The organism is Bacillus sp. TH25 (assembly GCF_016650935.1).
GTDB lineage: Bacteria > Bacillota > Bacilli > Bacillales > Bacillaceae_G > Bacillus_A > Bacillus_A mycoides.
The window spans coordinates 812,669-830,955 of the sequence record NZ_JAEKEU010000009.1; the positions used below are offsets into that span (position 1 = coordinate 812,669).

The 18,287-nt window shown below is 35.9% G+C and carries 21 protein-coding genes; 7 read left to right on the top strand and 14 right to left on the bottom strand.

Annotated elements, in window-relative coordinates; translation table 11 throughout:
- Positions 1-104: 104 nt before the first annotated feature.
- From JFT89_RS08690 to JFT89_RS08715, 6 genes are all read right to left on the bottom strand, one after another.
- A complete protein-coding gene (locus tag JFT89_RS08690) occupies positions 105-563 on the bottom strand; it encodes a hypothetical protein (RefSeq protein ID WP_201039766.1) in 459 nt (152 codons plus the stop codon).
- A 219-nt stretch (positions 564-782) separates the two neighbouring features.
- Entirely contained in the window at positions 783-1,436 is a 654-nt protein-coding gene (locus tag JFT89_RS08695) for a DUF975 family protein (RefSeq protein ID WP_002064126.1), read from the bottom strand.
- Between the two features lie 203 nt (positions 1,437-1,639).
- The gene (locus JFT89_RS08700; protein WP_201039767.1) at positions 1,640-3,079 is read right to left on the bottom strand and encodes a PH domain-containing protein; all 1,440 of its coding nucleotides are present in this window, start codon (positions 3,077-3,079) and stop codon (positions 1,640-1,642) included.
- Entirely contained in the window at positions 3,072-3,548 is a 477-nt protein-coding gene (locus JFT89_RS08705; protein WP_002064124.1) for a PH domain-containing protein, read from the bottom strand. Before JFT89_RS08705 ends, JFT89_RS08700 begins: the two co-directional genes overlap by 8 nt.
- A gap of 83 nt (positions 3,549-3,631) precedes the next feature.
- Complete coding sequence (locus JFT89_RS08710; RefSeq protein ID WP_176126968.1) at positions 3,632-3,802, bottom strand: hypothetical protein; 171 nt, start codon at positions 3,800-3,802, stop codon at positions 3,632-3,634.
- 2 nt (positions 3,803-3,804) lie between these two features.
- Positions 3,805-4,389, bottom strand: a complete 585-nt coding sequence (locus JFT89_RS08715) for a TetR/AcrR family transcriptional regulator (protein ID WP_201039768.1) — start codon at positions 4,387-4,389, stop codon at positions 3,805-3,807.
- 156 nt (positions 4,390-4,545) lie between these two features.
- Here JFT89_RS08715 and JFT89_RS08720 point away from each other — a divergent pair, with 156 nt between their 5' ends.
- On the top strand, positions 4,546-4,686 hold the full coding sequence (locus tag JFT89_RS08720; protein WP_111917599.1) for a sporulation protein YjcZ: 141 nt from the start codon (positions 4,546-4,548) through the stop codon (positions 4,684-4,686).
- A 197-nt stretch (positions 4,687-4,883) separates the two neighbouring features.
- Here JFT89_RS08720 and JFT89_RS08725 read toward each other — a convergent pair whose 3' ends face one another.
- From JFT89_RS08725 to ecsA, 6 genes are all read right to left on the bottom strand, one after another.
- A complete protein-coding gene (locus JFT89_RS08725; RefSeq protein ID WP_016094600.1) occupies positions 4,884-5,585 on the bottom strand; it encodes a LutC/YkgG family protein in 702 nt (233 codons plus the stop codon).
- Positions 5,566-6,996, bottom strand: coding sequence for a LutB/LldF family L-lactate oxidation iron-sulfur protein (locus JFT89_RS08730; protein ID WP_002064119.1), 1,431 nt, complete (start codon positions 6,994-6,996; stop codon positions 5,566-5,568). The genes JFT89_RS08725 and JFT89_RS08730 overlap by 20 nt, the downstream gene beginning before the upstream one ends.
- Positions 6,997-6,998: 2 nt before the next feature.
- Complete coding sequence (locus tag JFT89_RS08735; RefSeq protein WP_016094601.1) at positions 6,999-7,736, bottom strand: (Fe-S)-binding protein; 738 nt, start codon at positions 7,734-7,736, stop codon at positions 6,999-7,001.
- Positions 7,737-7,872: 136 nt separating this feature from the next.
- The gene (gene ecsC / locus JFT89_RS08740; RefSeq protein WP_002011122.1) at positions 7,873-8,580 is read right to left on the bottom strand and encodes an ecs operon protein EcsC; all 708 of its coding nucleotides are present in this window, start codon (positions 8,578-8,580) and stop codon (positions 7,873-7,875) included.
- A 13-nt stretch (positions 8,581-8,593) separates the two neighbouring features.
- Positions 8,594-9,805: an ABC transporter permease gene (locus JFT89_RS08745; RefSeq protein ID WP_201039769.1), complete on the bottom strand. Its 1,212-nt coding sequence runs from the start codon at positions 9,803-9,805 to the stop codon at positions 8,594-8,596.
- Positions 9,798-10,541 (bottom strand): ABC transporter ATP-binding protein EcsA, encoded by a 744-nt coding sequence (ecsA, locus tag JFT89_RS08750; protein WP_001292616.1) that lies wholly within the window; start codon positions 10,539-10,541, stop codon positions 9,798-9,800. The genes JFT89_RS08745 and ecsA overlap by 8 nt, the downstream gene beginning before the upstream one ends.
- 581 nt (positions 10,542-11,122) lie before the next feature.
- Here ecsA and JFT89_RS08755 point away from each other — a divergent pair.
- The 3 genes from JFT89_RS08755 (at position 11,123) to JFT89_RS08765 (ending at position 12,985) form a co-directional block, all read left to right on the top strand.
- Positions 11,123-11,557, top strand: coding sequence for an HIT family protein (locus tag JFT89_RS08755; protein ID WP_001016832.1), 435 nt, complete (start codon positions 11,123-11,125; stop codon positions 11,555-11,557).
- 208 nt (positions 11,558-11,765) lie between these two features.
- Positions 11,766-12,128: a YtxH domain-containing protein gene (locus tag JFT89_RS08760; RefSeq protein ID WP_002011120.1), complete on the top strand. Its 363-nt coding sequence runs from the start codon at positions 11,766-11,768 to the stop codon at positions 12,126-12,128.
- A 299-nt stretch (positions 12,129-12,427) separates the two neighbouring features.
- Positions 12,428-12,985, top strand: a complete 558-nt coding sequence (locus tag JFT89_RS08765) for an HTH-type transcriptional regulator Hpr (protein ID WP_002011118.1) — start codon at positions 12,428-12,430, stop codon at positions 12,983-12,985.
- A gap of 5 nt (positions 12,986-12,990) precedes the next feature.
- Here JFT89_RS08765 and JFT89_RS08770 read toward each other — a convergent pair whose 3' ends face one another.
- The gene (locus tag JFT89_RS08770; RefSeq protein ID WP_002030209.1) at positions 12,991-13,326 is read right to left on the bottom strand and encodes a YhaI family protein; all 336 of its coding nucleotides are present in this window, start codon (positions 13,324-13,326) and stop codon (positions 12,991-12,993) included.
- A 118-nt stretch (positions 13,327-13,444) separates the two neighbouring features.
- Here JFT89_RS08770 and JFT89_RS08775 point away from each other — a divergent pair, with 118 nt between their 5' ends.
- The gene (locus JFT89_RS08775; protein WP_000172693.1) at positions 13,445-13,639 is read left to right on the top strand and encodes a hypothetical protein; all 195 of its coding nucleotides are present in this window, start codon (positions 13,445-13,447) and stop codon (positions 13,637-13,639) included.
- A gap of 447 nt (positions 13,640-14,086) precedes the next feature.
- A complete protein-coding gene (gene prsA / locus JFT89_RS08780; RefSeq protein WP_016094603.1) occupies positions 14,087-14,953 on the top strand; it encodes a peptidylprolyl isomerase PrsA in 867 nt (288 codons plus the stop codon).
- Between the two features lie 159 nt (positions 14,954-15,112).
- Here the strand turns inward: prsA and JFT89_RS08785 are convergent, their stop codons facing one another.
- The gene (locus tag JFT89_RS08785; RefSeq protein ID WP_016094604.1) at positions 15,113-15,520 is read right to left on the bottom strand and encodes a hypothetical protein; all 408 of its coding nucleotides are present in this window, start codon (positions 15,518-15,520) and stop codon (positions 15,113-15,115) included.
- Positions 15,521-15,875: 355 nt separating this feature from the next.
- Between JFT89_RS08785 and helD the strand changes: the two genes are divergently transcribed.
- Positions 15,876-18,212, top strand: a complete 2,337-nt coding sequence (gene helD, locus JFT89_RS08790) for an RNA polymerase recycling motor HelD (protein WP_201039770.1) — start codon at positions 15,876-15,878, stop codon at positions 18,210-18,212.
- Positions 18,213-18,287 lie beyond the last annotated feature (75 nt).

Consider the following 18,287-nt stretch of genomic DNA (forward strand, 5'->3'; position numbering starts at 1 on the left):
TGCCCATAAATGCCCGATTGGTTCAACTAATAATCAGTGGGGAATGAACAAAATCCCCACTGATTAAAGTTTCACTTTATATCCGCAACATGGACATGTATATTTCATTTTGTCACTCCATTATTCATTTGTTTTCCCCATATATTCCGACTCACAAAGAATGTTACAGCGCAAATCATAGTTATCCCCATGAAATACATCATTTGAAGAGTACGAACTTCTTCATATGCAGCTGGAACTCCTACCATTACAGACAAAAAGATAAAAACAATACTAAAAGATAAAAGTAGATATAATAATAAAGATATAATATAGCTTAGTTTAAATCGTAAAATGATGCCTCTAAACAATAACTCTCCAAGAAGACATCCACCTAAAATAATAGGTGCTCCGAAATACAATGTAAGGACTCCCATTTGCGCGGTAGATTGAATTACCTTTCCAAGTATGGTCGGCGAAGTCATCTCATTCATTTTTCCCATCCTATCATATAAATCAAGTACCGTTACTGAAATAAAGAAACTTAATATAGAAAATGAATACGGAATTAAAAATTTGCTCAATCTCATTCACCTCACTTTTCCCTTCACATATATTATTCATTATTTTCTATCATTTTAAAATAAAAAAATAACCCTCTATGATAAAACATAGAGGGAATAATTTCTATATAAAAACCTATACCTTATCCTGAAGTGAACCCCGAAAACAGAACACATATCAAAACACCTAAACCATCTGTTCCCTATATTCTTTAGGGGATACGTGGTTTAGGTGTTTTGTTAGAAGGTAGTACCTTCTTTTTTATAATATTCTTTTGAAATCTCTTCATAAAATGCTGCCGATGTCGCGTAGAAATAAGGTGCTAACCATAAGAAACCGATTCCTATAGTAAGAATACTTAAAATGAACCAGCCAAGGAAACTTAAGCATAGTAAAAAGTAATCCATTTTATGTCCATTCATCATACGGCGACTTTCGGTAATTGCTTGATTCGCTGTGTATTCTGGACGATCATTCAAAATAAAATACGTCATAGAATAAGAAAATGATTTAATAATACCCGGAATAATAAGAAGTAATGTCCATAGCATCAAGTATACATACATTAGTAAATATGTTAAAAACGACTTCATAAGCTTACTTCCATCGCTAAACCATCTAAATAAATCACCAATGCGAGCACTAGTCTCACGGATTACATTTAAAACAAGATAGTAGGCGCCTATTGTTAACGGACCAATAACAAGCATTGCAATAATACTTACTGTAAGCGAATCACTTGCTTCTTCCCAACCCCAAAGCATCGAGAAAACACCTGTAATTAGAAGTTCAACAGCTCCAATAAGGATTCCAAGTAATAAGGTTGCCCCTACCGCTAATCCCCATTTGCCTTTTAATGCATCAAGTGCTTCTCTTTTCAACTGACTTATCATATATAACCTCCTAATATTATTTCTATATTAGTATACCATTTATATCAAAAATTTCACAAATTTCCCTTAAATAGAAAGGTACTACCTTTTTTTCTGATACGTATTGAGAAATGTGAGCTGTATTTGCACCCATATATGAATCAAACTACTCATTTCTCCATAACAAAAAAGCCTGCCTTTCATACTAGGCAAGCCTTTTCAAATTAATTCTCACTTATTCTCTTCTTATACCAATCCTGCATTCTCTCCGTATCTTCTACTCTCGTATGCTCTAGTTTATAATTCGATGATGCACTAGAAAACGTATACGTACATAAATCCGCCCGGCGCTGGAAATATGATTGTGCTTTTTCAATTGATTGGACGTGTCTTCTTCTTACAAGTCCTGTATGTTTCCCAATACTGCGGTAAACAAGTGTAATTTGTTCTCCGTTTACACCGTAACCATTTGTTTTAAATGTTGCATATCCAAGTGTAAAGATGAGGATAGCAAGCGGTAATACAGCCCACATGATGAAATACTTTTCAAAGTATATACTTATTCCTGTAAGCGGGATTGCTAGCATAGCAAAGAAAATAAAACTATCTATTAAGTAGCGGCGTAGTGCCGCTTTTGGTAATGATGTAATGTTCGTATTCAGTTCATATGGTAATTGTAAATGTACAAGTAAATCTTGCACACGATCCTTTCGAATAATCGGATGCAGTGTAACTTTGTCCTTCTCTTCTCCCAATCCCTTACTTTGAATGACTTCGACTTGCACAGCACAATAACCGAACATCTGACGGAAAATACCTTCTTTTATCGTAATCCCTTGAATGCGGTGTAACTTTAGTACAAGTTCTTTCCTTTCAAGTAATCCTTGAGAAATACGCACTTCATCGTTTTTTCGATTTACTGTGAAATTACCATGTTTTAACGCGTAACCAATTGTAGATATAATCCACGAAAGGACGAGTAAAATAGCTACCATGTAAATCCAGCCGTATATATCATGATCCATTACATACGACTCTACGCTATTTTTTATCCATTTCGGAATGTACTCATCTACTTGGTGATACACGAAAAAGATTAATGAGAATAATAATCCAAATTGACCGGATGTAACAGATGCTAATAAAATTTCTTTCAAAGTTAATTTGTACTCTGTCGCTTGCTTTTCCTCTGTCATAACTTCTTTTTCTACTACTTCTTCTGATGTTTTTTCTGCTTTCACTTCTGGAGTTGGCTCATTTAGTAAGGAAATAAGCTCCTTCGCCTCGTCTTCCGTAATACCAGCTAAGCTAACTTCTGCATCATCGCCTCCGCCAGCTGTTTCGATTTGAATTTTCTTTAAACCGAGCATTTGATATAACACGTTTGAACTTGTATTAATCGTTTGAACACGTTCTTTATTTAAGTAGCTCTCCTTCTTCACAAAGAGCCCTTGTTTCACATGTAATACGTTATTTTCAACCCAGTATGTTGTGTAATACCATTTCTCAAACGCTGAAAAAATAGTAAGTAAACCGAATCCAGCGGGAATTAAATACCAAAATGGAAACTTTCCATTTAAACTAAACATGAAAATAAGTAATGGTATAAAGTCTGTTATTTTTAATTCTAATAACATCGTAATGGGATGCTGCCTCTTATACATCCTCATCACTCACTTTCGCTAATTCTGCGATTCTCGTTTTCAGCATTTCTGCTTCATACATCGTTAAGCCTGGAATACTATGAGAAGTTGCTGCTGTTGAAATATGTAATTCTGCTAATCCATGTTTTCTCATAATTGGCCCTTGTTCAATTGTCACGTGCTGTACACGAATCATCGGTACTAATACGCGCTTTACTACGAAAAGACCGTGCTGAATTTCAAGCTCTTCTTCATTTAATTGATAGCTATAATAACGCTGACGTAGTTTCGGGAATACAAAGTACGAAAATGGTGCTAGCGCAACTGTTAGCCCAACCATCACATACAAAATCCACGCCCACCAATCAAACTTTATCATGAGGAAAAGGTATACTAAGATGACGAGAATACCTATCCCTTCTTCAATTACAGCACGAACTTTCCACACCTTGACCATGTCAGGATGAATTTCATTTTTCAATGGATCCATGTAACCACTCCAAATCTATTAATCTAATATATGAATTGTCTCAATCTATATTTTACATAACTTTACATAAAATTGAAAATTTATTATTTATCCGTTTTTTTCTCAGGAATAAAATATCCGAACCAAAGGAGCCAAATTAAGCTAATTAATGCGAGCCAACCTTTATCCGCTTGGAAAGCTTCAATCATACCTGGAATTTTATACACTCCCACAAATCCAAGGAAACCGAGCCACCAGTTTTTCTGCATTTTCATTTTTATTCCCCCTCCTTCATTACGTTTTTCACATTTTGAATCCAAATTTCTTTATACTTTAACTGGAATCCTATTAATATGTAATTACTCATATTATCAATAACGAGCGCTAATGTATGCGCGTTTTCTTCAGTTGCATGTTGTGACACAACACCAAGTTCCGCGCCTTGCCTTAATAAATCGTGGAATCCATTTAAAAACTCTTCTTGTATTTCAAATAAGCGTTTCTGGTACTTTTCATTTCGCGTTGCCGTTACGATGAATTCATTTATAACGCGTAATATGCCTTCTTGACCTCTATACTCCGACAACATATGTAAACCATCTGCGATTAACTTTTCTGCAAAGTTTTCTTTCGTATATTGGTCTTTATCGAAGTAATTCACGAAATGATATCCAGAAAAAATCTCTTCAAATAAAAAATCAACTAGCGCTTCTTTAGACGGAAAATGATAATAAATAGCTGGCTTTGATATGCCTACTTCTTTCGCAATCATTGAAAGACTCATCTTCTCAATGCCATGCTCTGCCATTAGTTTAAATGATGCATCTACAATGTGCTGCGATGTTTGTAAATTTTTTGTCATACTGTACCTCTTCTATTTTTACTTACCGGTCGGTAAATAAATTGTAAAATGAAAATGAATGATTTGCAAGTTAATTAGAGTTTTAAAAGGAACTTCTTGATGAACCTAGAAAAATATAAAGTAAAAATAATGTATAACGATAAGGAGGATTTTCATATGGGATCTGGCGGTAAAGGTGGTAGCGGCGGTGAAGATGGCAAAGATGGTAAGAGCGGTAGTAGTGGGCTTTTATTACTCATTCTGCTCTTTATCGTATTCATTATAATTGGAGCTAGTTATAGTGTGTTTAGCTTCTAAGAAAAGACACAATTCAGTTAGTTATAGTAGCGTAGAAAACTGAAACAGAGATTTAAATTTTCCTTCTTAAGGTTTCTTCACCAGTAAGGGCACACAAAATAGAAAGCCCCGGTTATATTTAACAACCCGCGCTTTCTATTTTCAGTACTCTTATAATGTTTCAGCTATATTTCACGCTCTGTCACAAACATAAATCATTATTGATCATCCACAATAATATATGCTGTTCTAATTGGCCCATGTACACCTACGACAAGGTTCATTTCAATATCTGCGCTATTTGATGGACCAGAAACGAAGTTCACACAAGCCGGCAAGTTTTCTCCCTCTTTACTTTGATTATGAATCAGTTTTGTAGCTTGGGTTAACCTTGGTACGATCGTACTTTTAGGAACGATTGCAATGTATGACTCCGGAAGAAGACTAACATGCCTTCCTTTTAACCCATCATTAAATAGCACAACAGTTCCTGATTCTGCCAGAGTCATATCACTGAACGTAATACCAAGGTCAGCAGCTTTCGCAAATTTTATGTCCTCTTCTTTATGATCTAATCCCCATGTACGAAAATATGTTGTTCCTTCATTGCTGAAACATGGTGTAAGACCATACTCATTAAAGCGCTCATCATTCGAACATATAACAGATTTGATATTCCAACCTTTTATAAAAGACCCCAATGTTTCAACAAGATTTTCCTTTGTTGTTCGCTTTACTTCTGTATGAATAACTTCGCAGTGCTCCATTAACTTTAATACAAGTTCATCTTGCGCCAGTCCGTCAAAAACATCCCACTGCGGGGAAAAAGACCAGTTCGGTTTTTTCACTGCTTCTGGACGTTTCCTACCAAGCTTTTCTGATAACTGGAGTAAAAATTCCTCACGATTTTGGATGGCCATCATTGTTCTCCTTTTCGTGTTTTTCAAACCACTCTCGAAACGGTTGTTTTTTCGGAACTGGAAAATCTCTCGCATCCGTCCAAGCTTTTAACGGCCCAATGCCGCGCTCGATCTTATCCCCTTTTGCAAGAGGTTTTAATGCATACGGAGCGCTCTTCGCTGCAAAAGAAAATAGTCTAGGACTCTTCACCGCTTTTTCAAAACCTTTCATAGCCACGTTCCAAGCTACAGGTGATCGTTTTTCTTCTACAATGCGGCTGCGATGTTTAATTAATAAGTCATGTAACGGGATTTTCACTGGACACGCTTCTGTACAAGCACCACAAAGGCTAGATGCGTAAGGTAAATCCTTATATTCATCATATCCCCCTAAAAGCGGTGTCAACACAGCTCCAATTGGTCCTGGATAAATAGAGCCATATGCATGTCCACCAATATGCCTGTATACAGGACACACATTAATACATGCCGCGCAACGAATGCACTGAAGGACACTTTGGAATTCTGTTCCTACAATATCGGAACGGCCATTATCAACAATGACTAAATGAAATTCCTCAGGTCCATCTGTTCCGCCAGGCTCAGTTAATCCTGTAATATAACTTGTTAACTTTTGTCCTACAGAACTTCGGCATAGAAGTGTTACTAAAACATCAAGCTCTTCCCATGTTGGAACAATACGTTCCATCCCCATAACTGTAATCAACGTTTTCGGAAGTGTCGTAGTAAGTCTTGCATTTCCTTCGTTTGCTACGATAGAAATTGATCCCGACTCTGCAACAGCAAAGTTACATCCAGTCACTCCTATATCCGCTGCAAAAAAATCATCCCGTAAATATGATCTTACAAACCTCGCCATTTCCGTAGGATCAGATGTTCCAGCGTAATTTAATTTTGTTTTAAATATTTCACAAATGTGTTCTTTATCTTTGTGAAGGCATGGAACAACAATATGCGAGGGAGGATCGTGGTCATTTACTTGTAGAATAAATTCAGCAAGATCTGTTTCTAATACTTCTGCTCCAGCTTCTTCAATCGCTTCATTTAAACTAATCTCTTCTGTTACCATCGATTTTGATTTCACAATTTTTTTCGCATTTTTCTTTTTTACAATCTCTTTTACATATTCCCTTGCATCTTCTGCAGTCTTTGCAAAATAAACAAAACCACCGTTTTTTTCAATATTTTCACTCAGCTCATATAAATAATAATCAAGGTTTTCTAATGTATGTTTTCGAATTTCTTCTCCTAAAGCTCGCCATTCCTCCCAATTCCCAAGACTCTCAGTAGCTTTTAATTTCTTGATTCTAAGACCATCTTGCGCTTTCCTGACAGCCTGTCGCATAAATTGATCCCCAATGCCTGTTTTAGTACGCTTATGAAAGGGATCGTTCCCAATTTTCATTCCCATCTCTATATCCCCCCTTGTTTTCGATCTTCATTTAATACTTGAGCAATATGTTTTACATCAATTGGATAACCATTGCGTGTTAAACGTCCTTTTATATTCATTAAGCAGCTACAATCCATCCCAATTAACACTTCCGCACCGGTTTCCATAATATGCTTTACTTTTTCCTCAACCATTTGCTCAGAAATTTCTGGCATTTTCACTGAGAATGTACCTCCAAATCCGCAGCAATCATAATTATGCGGTAGTGAAACAACTTCCAGTCCCTTTACACATTTTAATAATTTTTGCGGCGGTTCCTTAATCCCCATTAATCGGCTCATATGACAAGATGTATGAACCGTTGCTCTTTTATGAAGCTCTGCACCTAAATTTTCTTTTCCTAATACTTCAACAAGAAATTGTGTGAATTCATATGTTTTATTTCCAAGTTCAGTAGCTTTTTTCTTCCACTCCGCTTCACTTTCAGAAAATAAGCTAGAAAACTCGTGAACCATCATAGCGCAAGAGCCCGATGGTGCCACAACATATTCTGAACTAGCAAAGGCTTCAATCATATGTTTTGCAGCTGTTTTTGTTTCTTTAACATACCCGCTATTATAAGCAGGTTGTCCGCAGCAAGTTTGATTTTTAGGAAAATCAACTTCACACCCTAAATCTTCAAGAATTTCCACAACATCTTTCCCTACTTCTGGATAAAAAACATCTGCAACACAAGTAATAAATATTGATACTTTCATATTTTGCACCCCTAAATACAGTAAAGTAAGCTCAAGTAACTTTATCTGTATATTATTGGTAAAAAAATTAAAAATATGAATAAAAATAAAAAAAGCATCCTAAATATGTAATTTAGGATGCTTTTTTTAAAACAAATTAATTTCTATTAAGCAAGCGCATACGATAACAATTCATCGTTACTTCCCCAAGCCTTTGCAACAATTGATAATTCGCATATGCGCCAACCGGGGCACCGATGATTGGGACGAGCTGGAGCATTTTTGCTAAATCGATATAGTCTCGGTATTCTGTTTGGAACTTTTCCCAGTCCATATGATTTTCTTCTTCTGTATCCCACGTTTCAATCGCTTTCCATACTTCTTTTCGGTAATCGTCACTTGAAAAAGCAAGCTGGAAAACGTGAAGAATAAAAAGACGTTCTTCTTTTTTACTCGTATCAAATCCGTACAATGTTGCTGCATCAAATAAAAATTTTATTTTAATAGTAAGTAATAACGGGAAATCGGCAAGGCCAAGGAGAATACCACCTGCTCCTGTTCCTGCCCCTTCTGCCGCTGCAACTTTTTTGTACTCATCCATTTTTTTACGTACTTCATCATCTCTTCTTTGCAGTGACCAGTTCGTTTCTTTTAGCTTCGGTTTTATGAAGTTTGATCCAGCGCTAATTGTTTGCACCATCATCCGAATCGTTTCTGTTAGTACCTTTTGCACTTTCGCGGGCACTAGTTGTTGCACTTTCACCTGCACTTTTTTAGAGAACCGTGTCATCATAGAAGAATCTTTCATGAATGTAGCTTTCCACTGCTCCAATTCTTTTATAACCTTCTCTTCATATGTAATCATAGGTTCATTCCTTTCAGTTTAAACGCTCAATTCGTTTCGCCCCGTACTGGTAAACGAAACCGATACTAAATATTATACTTACGACAAATAAAATGCCGGTCATTATGAAATCTTTCGTCGCAAGTGCAAATATAATTGTAAATACAACGCTACCAATGATAAGAATCGCATTTAATAAAGTAAGAAAATCTCTCTTCTTCTCGTCTCCCCCTACCGGATATAAATCAAGCCAAACTTTCATACGGTGATGTTTCCAAAGGGTTAAGAGCTGGTAGCCGATTAAGTATAAGAAAACAAGGCTTACGATAAAACGTCCATATAAAAATGGGATAAAGTAAAGAATAATTCCCCCAAGAACGAGTAAACGCATATATAATCCGAAATAGTTACCCGATCTTAAAAATGTTCTCGTATATAAGTATAAATATGTACGTTTCTCACCGATCATCGAAAGAATGAAATCAAGCCATTTCCTACGTGATACTCTCTCTTTTAACGCTGGTACATCAACGAACATATTCGCAATCCGGTACAGCAGCATCATTTTTTTACCTTCTTCAGAAATTAAATACTCCCAGTTTAGCGGCTTTCCCTTCACCTTTTGATGCATAACAGCAAGGTATAGCGCCATTAAAAAGACAATCACACCGGTAAAAATGACTGAAGTACGTTCTACAAGGACGTACACAAATAAGCCGTTTAAAATAAAACGAATAAACCAATCCGCTCTTTGTACATTTTGATCTGTTAAAAATGATTTTTCCCACGCTACGAATAAATTCCACGCTTTTACAATGACAAACGCGATTACAATCCATATGTAATTGGCACCTGTTTGTTTCATTTGCTGGAAGTATAACGGGGCAAGCGCAGCGGCTACCATTGCGATTATGTATAACTGAATCATAAACGTAAAGAGAAATGCCTTCGTAAAGTAAGGCTTTAACTTTTCTTCAACTGGCAGCAAATACACGAGGTCTGCTTCTTTTAATAACGTTTGGACTGACCCAGCTGTTAATACGAGGCCAAGTAAGACTGCCATAACAATCGCTGTCGGAAACGAAGGTGTTAACGTTTGTAACCATTGCTGGTAATAATACGCTCCTGCACCGATGATAAATACGAAAATAAATTTCAAATGATCATTAAATACGTATTTACTATATGTACGAACTTCTTTTAGAAAGTGCCGAAATCGTTCTTTCCATAACGCTGTGCTATTCATAATCTTCTTCCTTCGTTAACGCAATATAAATATCATCAAGCGTTGCACCAGGCATATTAAACCCGGATTGAAGTTCTGATAATGTTCCCATCGCTCTCACTTCACCTTGATGCAAAATGATGAATGAATCACAATAGCGCTCTGCTGTCGCTAAAATATGTGTACTCATTAAAATGCCCGCACCACTCTTTTTCATTTGATCCATCATTTGAAGAAGTGATTGAATCGCTAACGGATCAAGCCCCACGAAAGGTTCGTCCACAATGTAAAGTGATGGTTCAACTAAAAATGCACTCATAATCATCACTTTTTGTTTCATCCCTTTTGAGAAATGAGACGGAAACCATTTTAAGCGATTTTTCATGCGAAACTCTTGTAATAGTTGTCCTACGCGTTCTTCATATTGTTTTTCATCTACACCGTACGCCATCGCTGTTAATTTCAAATGCTCTTCTAACGTTAACTCATCATATAATACTGGCGTTTCTGGAATGAAGGAGAAACTAGAACGGTACGCTGTCATATCATCACGAATTGTTTTCCCATTAATTGTGACAGTTCCTTTTTTCGGCTCCATTAAACCGATGATATGTTTAATTGTCGTACTTTTCCCGGCTCCATTTAAACCGATTAAGCCGACAAGTTCGCCTTTATTAACAGAGAACGAAACATTTTGCAGTACAGGTCGTTTCGTATATCCTCCTGTAACATTTTCTACACGCAATAACTCGCTCATACGACACCACTTTCTTCATTTATATTCATTCACTTTTGTAAGAAATGTATATACTCATCTTACCAAAAATCATGGTGCACTACATAGTATCGATGCCTTCAAAAAAAAATTTTAATTTCTTGGCATATATTTTTACGAAAGCGGACATCATAATTAGTGAAGAAGGAACACATTGAAAAAGCAACCACCAATTGATGAGTACAACAACATAGTGAAGTCATCATGAAATGGGGTGTCCAAATTGGACAATGAAATTTACACATAACCAGATAATTTGTTTCATTTTCGAAACGGGGTGTCTCCGAAAGAGCATATACTGTTTTATAAAATAAACAATTTCATTTTTAAAAAAGATTGCAATTCATTTCACTTGAAAATGGGGTGTCTACGGCAGAAACTTTAGCCGATTTACCGTGCATTTCTTATATAAATGAGGTGTCTGCGAACCGTAAATTATAAAAAATGCTTTTTCAATCCCTCTTCAGAAAACAGGAAGCTGAGTCAGCTTCCTGTTTTTCGTGTTTGTTCTCCTATGTAATTATGGTAAAATACGGCTAAGACTATTTGAAAGGATGAGATCGATGAATCATACAGCGGACAATTGTATTTTTTGTAAAATCATTGACGGGCAAATCCCTTGCTCAAAAGTATACGAAGATGAGCATGTACTTGCATTTTTAGATATTAGTCAAGTAACAAAAGGACATACTCTTGTTATTCCGAAAGTACACAAACAAGACATTTTTGCGTTAACGCCAGAAATCGCATCACATATTTTTGCTGTCGTTCCAAAAATCGCAAATGCAATGAAAGCAGAATTTAATCCAGTTGGTTTCAACCTACTTAACAATAACGGCGAGAAAGCTGGACAAACTGTATTCCACTTCCACCTTCATTTAATTCCACGCTACGGTGAAAACGATGGTTTCGGTGCTGTTTGGAAATCACACCAAAATGAATACACAATGGAAAATTTACAAAACATCGCAAGTACAATTGCAAATAGTGTGAAATAGTGCCACTATAATAAGAAGTAATACATAACAAGCCGATTCCTCTGGCATTTATTGTATGGCTTCTTTCTTCACAAAGAATGCCGGGGGTATGATTTTTTGTGCATAGCATGTACAAGAGAGAAAAGCTCACTTTTCTTCCCCTTGTCTTAAAGATATGCACACTTTTATACATCATGAATACGAACGAAAAATAAGGAGGTTTCCTTTTATGTCAAAAGCTAAATCCTTTATTACAGGTGTACTTTGCGGCGGAGCAGTTGCTGGACTAGCCGTTCTTTTCTCAACTCCTTCTTCTGGTAAAGCTATGCGCGGTAAGCTGAAAGAAAAAGGAACTGATATTAAAAAGACATTGGCTGATATTACAGCTGATACAAAGTTATTAAAGCGTCAAATCGTTGAAACTGCTTCAGAAGGTAAAGAAGTATTCCAAGAACTAAAAGACGATATGCATGACACGCTTTCTAACTGGAAACAAGATATTTCTCAAAACAAACGACATATTGAAAAAGAAATTTTAGACATTCAAAAGTCAATTGAGAAACTACAAGAAGCCGTTCCAGAAAAAGCGTAAACATATTCCTGCTTAGTTTTTTGCATATAACAAATATTTTTCATACGAATTGACCTTAACACGGCATATCACATAGATATGCCGTGTTTTTATGCATTTACAATATATGTTATCCCTTAACATGTAAAGACAACACATGTATTCTCGACTCATAAAACGCTTCCATAGTTATGCATGATTTGTATAGAATGTTATTTTTCCGAAAAATTTTCACAATTCTCACAAAAAGACTTTATTAATTTTTATTTTACTGGCATAATAGATAATAATGAAAAAAGAATGTTAAAGTGGGTGAGTAAATGAAAAGTGGAGAAAAAAATTACTCGGTAAAAGAAGCGATGATTTTCAGCCAACGTATTGCTCAATTATCGAAAGCGTTATGGAAATGCGTAGAGAAAGATTGGCAACAATGGATTAAACCTTACGATTTAAACATTAACGAGCATCATATTTTATCAATCGCTTATCATTTAAAAGGGGCTTCTATTTCTGAGATTGCTAAGTTTGGAGTTATGCACGTATCAACGGCGTTTAACTTCTCTAAAAAGCTAGAAGAACGCGGCTATCTTGTATTCTCTAAAAAAGAAGATGATAAACGAAATACGTACATTGAAATTACAGACAAAGGGGAAGAATTACTACTTCGCTTAATGGAGGAGTATGACCCTGAAAATAATTCTGTTTTTAATGGGGCACTTGAACTTCGTAATTTTTACGGTAAGTTCCCAGAAAATATCGAACTTATTGCGATCCTTCGCAATATTTACGGACAGGACTTCATCGATATTTTTGAGAAATCATTAGAGAATATTGAGGAGAACTTTACGGAGACCGATCAAAAATTAGTTAAGAAATAATCTATTTATCCTTTCGCAATCATGCGTAAGAATTCATTCATAAGTGGCACAAATAAGCCCTGTTTTGCTAGCGCTTCCGCAGTTTCGTGTACTTCGAGCTGATGTGGAAGCGCTTTTTCAAATTGATCTAATAGCGCATCAAACAATAGAAGGCCTTCTGCTTTCTCCACTACATATTGTTCGTTCAGCTTTTCACAAAGTTTTAGTATACGTTCAATGTCTTTTTTACGAGCTTTTTTCTTTATGATTAAAGAATAAAATGGACACTTTTCTTCATCAATCATTTTAAATAGTAGGTCTACGTAGTATTCAGCTTGTTCTAGTCTTCTTACAACGTCCATTTTCTCCCTCGCTTCCTAACACAAAGTCTTCTATTTCTGAATTTTGTAACACGAACAAAATATCGTATGATACAATATATAAAGTATATGTATTTTAGCCAAAAGGAGGTCTCGCCTCATGACTCTTATAACCGTTGTTTTTGTTGCCTTCGCACTTCTTGTTATATTTTACACGAATTTCATGACACATACACTGTGTGAGCGAAAACAAATATCTGCGAGCCGCCAGCCCGGTGTCTTTCGAGTTATTAATGTATGTATTACCATTCTATTAATTTCTAGTTATGTAGAAATTATATTTCATGGAAAGTGAGGAAGGAAGCCCCTTCCTCATTTTTTTCCTCTATAAGCAAATTATACCTACTATAACTAATAAAATAAACAGTACAAGTAATAAAATAAGTTTTGAATTCATCCCCCATCCCCTCCTCTTTTCTGTATATGCGACATGCGCCCAATATGGTACCCTTTCAAAATCTGACACAAACTGGTTAAAATTTCTTTATCAATAGGAAAACCCGTCGAAATATGATATATTAAATTTTGTACATATTGCTTATACTATGAAATAAACGACACGCATCTAAACTTTATCCTAAAGCCTCGGTAAGCCCTGTTAAGCGTGCTTTTACATATAAAAAAAGCAAAGACATCAGTGAGACTTAATCAGGTTCTTATGAACGAAAACAACCTATCATAAGGCGTTTCTTCATTCGTATGGGATAAATTAAAAATACATAATAGTAGGAGTGTTTATTGAATGAAGAAAGCTATGCTTGCCTTAGCCGCAACAAGTGTAATCGCATTATCAGCATGTGGAACATCATCATCATCAGACAAAATTGTTACATCTAAAGCTGGTGACATCACTAAAGAAGAGTTCTACAATCAAATGAAGACACAAGCTGGTAAACAAGTACTAAATAACATGGTTATGGAAAAAGTACTTATTAAAAACTACAAAGTCGATGACAAAGAAGTAGACAAAAAGTTCGATGAAATGAAAAAGCAAGTCGGTGACCAATTCGATACACTAATGAAACAACAAGGCCTTAAAGAAGAAACAGTTAAAAATGGCGTTCGCGCTTCATTAGCTCAAGAACAAGCTATCGAGAAAACAATCACTGATAAAGAATTAAAAGATAACTACAAGCCTCAAGTTAAGGCAAGCCACATTCTTGTAAAAGATGAAGCGACTGCTAAAAAGGTTAAAGAAGAACTTGGACAAGGTAAATCTTTCGAAGAGTTAGCGAAACAATACTCTGAAGATACTGCTTCAAAAGAAAAAGGTGGCGACTTAGGATTCTTCGAACATGGTAAAATGGTTAAAGAATTCGAAGATGCTGCTTCTAAACTTAAAAAAGATGAAGTAAGCGAGCCTGTAAAAACACAATTTGGTTACCATATCATTAAAGTAACAGACATTAAAGAACCAGAAAAATCATTTGAGCAATCAAAAGCTGACCTGAAAAAAGAGTTAGTTGCGAAGAAAGCACAAGACGGCGAATTCATGAACGATCTTATGATGAAAGAAATCAAAAAAGCTGACGTAAAAGTTGACGATAAAGATTTGAAAGATCTTTTCGAAGAGAAAAAAGCTGACGCTAAGAAAGACGAAAAGAAATAATGAATTGAAAAAAGCTTGGGCTTAGGCCCGGGCTTTTTTTATTTTGTAGTAGTTTTATCCCGCTATTTGTGGATATGTGTTTATTTAAATGTTATGTACAAAAAAACGTAGGCATATTTAATTCCTACGTTTTTTATAAGTTAATCAGTTCCTTTACTATTACAATTCATCAAATTCATCAATTTCAGCTTTACGCTTTAAAAATATTTCCATATCTTTATTCTCTCTTCCCATTAAACCAAGAGCATGTCTATCATTTAAAGCTAATTCTTTATAACCCCATATATATTCTATTGTTGTCGCTTTACTATTTTTATGATCCGCAAAATACCATTCTAAAGGTTGTAAAGGATTAGATACTTCAAACAATTCGGCTGGGTACCATGAAGGCAAGTTTTCATTTTCACCTAAGATTAAATAGTCTAATTCTCCATTCAATGAACTAATACCATAAACCACATATTCCTTATGGATTTCTAAATTTATAATCGAGTCTCGATTATATCCTTGTTTTAATAAACCCTCTGAAAATGTATCTCCTGAATTTTTTATACACAGTACCTTCATATACAAGCTCCTATCAACAAAAAATTAATTTTTAAATTTAAAATCATCAAATTCATCTGTTCTAGTATTTTTAACATAATGAATTTCTACACCATTTTAAATCCCCTAGTGGCCCCTCATACCCAGAATCATTTCCGTACCCCTCTTACTCCATTCAACATAAAAAACCTCGATTCCATCACATGCGGAACCAAGGTTTATCTTATTATCATTGATTAAATTAAAAAACTATGTTAAATTAGTACAGAAACGCATTCTTAAAAAATAATAGAATGTATTTATCCGTATCTTAATTGTACAACAAAACACATCTTCAGTCAACCTCTATTTTTCACTTTTAAAGGAGTGCTTACGTATGAACAAAAAACTTGATCAAGAGCAAAAACGATTGGATACCGTAATAGAAACGATTACGGAGCAAATTGATAAACTGGAAAGCGACACTGGCAGACGTCGGGCAGAAGTAATCAACATTCGTAAACACTTCTGGGATGATGTAAAAGTTAACACTGATACTTTTGACGATTATCTTGAAACAGTTATCAACTTAAGACAACAAGCTCAGTCACTAGCCGTAACACAAATTACCCATAAGCATACCTTTAATCGACTTGCCGCACTACGCCGTATGCATAAAGCACCTTACTTCGGACGAATTGATTTCAAAGAAGAAGGAGAATCTGGCGCAGAACAAATTTATATCGGGGTGGCTACACTTACCGATGCAAGCGGAGAAAACTTTCTTATATACGATTGGCGCGCACCAATTTCAAGTGTTTACTACGATTATCCACCAGGACCAGCTGAGTACAGTACACCAGGAGGCGTAATCCACGGCAATGTGGAGAAGAAATTACAATATATTATTCAGAATGGCGAGATTGATTCAATGTTCGATACGAGCCTCACAATTGGAGATGAAATTCTGCAACAAGCGCTCGGAAAAGGAACAAACAAACATATGCAAAGTATCGTTGCTACTATCCAGCGCGAGCAAAATGAAATTATCCGTCACGATGAAGGGCGACTACTTATCGTTCAAGGAGCTGCTGGTAGCGGTAAAACGTCAGCTGCATTGCAGCGAATCGCCTACTTACTATATAAATATCGCGAATGGCTAAAAGCAGATCAAATCATTCTCTTCTCCCCTAACTCCATGTTCAACAGCTACGTATCTAACGTACTGCCAGAACTCGGCGAAGAAAATATGCAGCAAGTTACATTCCAAGAATATTTAAACCATAGACTAAGTAAGTCATTTGATGTTGAGGATCCTTACGAGCAATTAGAATATATGCTAACTGAAACGAATAGCCCTGCCTATAAAACTAGAAATGCGAGCATTCGATTTAAAGCCTCTACTCAATTTTTCGATATGATTAGAACGTACAGACAATCGCTTGAATCTTCAGGCATGTTATTTAGAGGAATGAAGTTTAGAGGAAAACTGATTGCCTCTGCTAAAGAAATTACAGAGCAATTTTATAATACTGATTCCTCCCTCCGCTTCCATAATCGAATTGAGAAGTTAACGGATTGGCTAAACAAACAAATAGACACAATTGAAAAAACAGAACTGAAAAAGCCTTGGGTAGAAGAAGAAATTGAACTACTTAGTAAAGATGAGTATCAAAAAGCTTATAAATATTTACAGAAAAAGGGCGAGTTTGACGACAACTCCTTTAATGATTATGAAAAAGAAACGAAAGTACTCGGTCGTATGATTGTCCGTAAAAAATTAAAACCGTTACGTAAAGGCGTTCAAACATTGCGTTTTATCAATTTTACAGGCATATATAAACAACTCTTCACAGATGAATCATGGGTTACTGGCGAAAAGCCTAAAGAATGGGATGACATTTGTTCACTAACTTTGAACATGCTTGATGAAGGAAAACTATATTACGAGGATGCGACTCCATTTTTACTCTTAAAAGAATTAATCGAAGGCTTCCAAACGAACAGATCGATTAAACACGTACTCGTCGACGAAGCGCAAGATTACTCTCCGTTTCAATTCGAGTTTTTAAAACGTCTCTTCCCTGCCGCAAAAATGACAGTGCTCGGAGACTTTAACCAAGCGATATTTGCCCATGCGAGTGAAGCAGTGAATTTCAATACACTTACTAGCTTATACGGACCAGATGAAACGAACGGCATTAACTTAACTCGTAGCTATCGTTCAACAAAACCGATTATTGAATTCACACGCTATCTCGTACCGGAAGGAAAGAATATTAACGCCTTTGAACGTGACGGCGAGAAACCTACAGTGACTAAAGTTTCTGATTACAGCGAACTGCATGATCGTATCACTTCTAAAGTTGCTGAACTACAAAAACAACAGCACAATACGATCGCAATTATATGTAAATCCGCGGCTGAAAGTGCTGCTGCCTTCGAAGCACTCAGTCATATCGAGAATATTAAACTTGTGAAAAGTAACTCAGCCGAGTATGAGCAAGGCATTGTCGTTATCCCTGCTTATTTAGCGAAGGGTATCGAATTTGATGCTGTCATTATTTACAATGCCTCTAAAGATGTGTACAGTGATGCAAGCCTTCGTAGATTGTTCTACACTGCTTGTACGCGCGCGATGCATGAATTGCAGCTTTATAGCGTTGGTGAGGTTAGTCCTTTTGTGATGGGGGCTGATACGGAGAGTTTTGAGCTTGTGACGAACACACCTTGATTTTTATCAAGGTGTTTCTTTTTTATGCAGGACTTACAACTAAAAAATAGAATATATCATTTTAGAAAAAAATAA

Coding starts and splice junctions, on each gene's coding strand:
- JFT89_RS08695 (WP_002064126.1), bottom strand. CDS start 1,436: ATGATAAGTCAGTTGAAAAGAGAAGCACTTGATGCATTAAAAGGCAAA.
- JFT89_RS08700 (WP_201039767.1), bottom strand. CDS start 3,079: ATGTATAAGAGGCAGCATCCCATTACGATGTTATTAGAATTAAAAATA.
- JFT89_RS08705 (WP_002064124.1), bottom strand. CDS start 3,548: ATGGATCCATTGAAAAATGAAATTCATCCTGACATGGTCAAGGTGTGG.
- JFT89_RS08710 (WP_176126968.1), bottom strand. CDS start 3,802: ATGAAAATGCAGAAAAACTGGTGGCTCGGTTTCCTTGGATTTGTGGGA.
- JFT89_RS08715 (WP_201039768.1), bottom strand. CDS start 4,389: ATGACAAAAAATTTACAAACATCGCAGCACATTGTAGATGCATCATTT.
- JFT89_RS08720 (WP_111917599.1), top strand. CDS start 4,546: ATGGGATCTGGCGGTAAAGGTGGTAGCGGCGGTGAAGATGGCAAAGAT.
- JFT89_RS08725 (WP_016094600.1), bottom strand. CDS start 5,585: ATGGCCATCCAAAATCGTGAGGAATTTTTACTCCAGTTATCAGAAAAG.
- JFT89_RS08730 (WP_002064119.1), bottom strand. CDS start 6,996: ATGGGAATGAAAATTGGGAACGATCCCTTTCATAAGCGTACTAAAACA.
- JFT89_RS08735 (WP_016094601.1), bottom strand. CDS start 7,736: ATGAAAGTATCAATATTTATTACTTGTGTTGCAGATGTTTTTTATCCA.
- ecsC (WP_002011122.1), bottom strand. CDS start 8,580: ATGATTACATATGAAGAGAAGGTTATAAAAGAATTGGAGCAGTGGAAA.
- JFT89_RS08745 (WP_201039769.1), bottom strand. CDS start 9,805: ATGAATAGCACAGCGTTATGGAAAGAACGATTTCGGCACTTTCTAAAA.
- ecsA (WP_001292616.1), bottom strand. CDS start 10,541: ATGAGCGAGTTATTGCGTGTAGAAAATGTTACAGGAGGATATACGAAA.
- JFT89_RS08755 (WP_001016832.1), top strand. CDS start 11,123: ATGAATCATACAGCGGACAATTGTATTTTTTGTAAAATCATTGACGGG.
- JFT89_RS08760 (WP_002011120.1), top strand. CDS start 11,766: ATGTCAAAAGCTAAATCCTTTATTACAGGTGTACTTTGCGGCGGAGCA.
- JFT89_RS08765 (WP_002011118.1), top strand. CDS start 12,428: ATGAAAAGTGGAGAAAAAAATTACTCGGTAAAAGAAGCGATGATTTTC.
- JFT89_RS08770 (WP_002030209.1), bottom strand. CDS start 13,326: ATGGACGTTGTAAGAAGACTAGAACAAGCTGAATACTACGTAGACCTA.
- JFT89_RS08775 (WP_000172693.1), top strand. CDS start 13,445: ATGACTCTTATAACCGTTGTTTTTGTTGCCTTCGCACTTCTTGTTATA.
- prsA (WP_016094603.1), top strand. CDS start 14,087: ATGAAGAAAGCTATGCTTGCCTTAGCCGCAACAAGTGTAATCGCATTA.
- JFT89_RS08785 (WP_016094604.1), bottom strand. CDS start 15,520: ATGAAGGTACTGTGTATAAAAAATTCAGGAGATACATTTTCAGAGGGT.
- helD (WP_201039770.1), top strand. CDS start 15,876: ATGAACAAAAAACTTGATCAAGAGCAAAAACGATTGGATACCGTAATA.